General features: G+C 57.3%; 2 tRNA genes. Both read left to right on the top strand.

The features are described from left to right. The first annotated feature begins 59 nt into the window (after positions 1-59). Positions 60-145 (top strand) — tRNA-OTHER (locus AB4Z35_RS31475). A 48-nt stretch (positions 146-193) separates the two neighbouring features. Next, positions 194-267 (top strand) — tRNA-Gly (locus tag AB4Z35_RS31470). Positions 268-349 lie beyond the last annotated feature (82 nt).

Genomic DNA, 349 nt, shown 5'->3' with positions numbered 1-349 from the left:
CCGCAAGGGAAAGTGCTTGACAGCCCAAGCGAGCTCCACCATAATCACAAGTTCTCTGCGGAGAGGTGCCCGAGCCGAGTGGCTAAAGGGGGCAGACTGTAAATGGCTTACGCCTACGCTGGTTCGAATCCAGCCCTCTCCACCAGAATGCAAGGCAGCAACCAGGCGATGAGCCGGTGAAGGAAGTAACCGGGCGGGTGTAGCTCAATGGTAGAGCAGAAGCCTTCCAAGCTTACGACGAGGGTTCGATTCCCTTCACCCGCTCCAGCACCGCGGTTGCCGTCAAAGAAGTAAGTCAAGTTTCGCCCATGTGGCTCAGTGGTAGAGCACTCCCTTGGTAAGGGAAGGG

The organism is Pseudomonas sp. KB_15 (assembly GCF_052114525.1).
In the GTDB taxonomy this organism is placed as follows: domain Bacteria; phylum Pseudomonadota; class Gammaproteobacteria; order Pseudomonadales; family Pseudomonadaceae; genus Aquipseudomonas.
The sequence above is the reverse complement of the archived record's forward strand: the minus strand, read 5'-3'. Positions and strand labels throughout refer to the sequence as shown.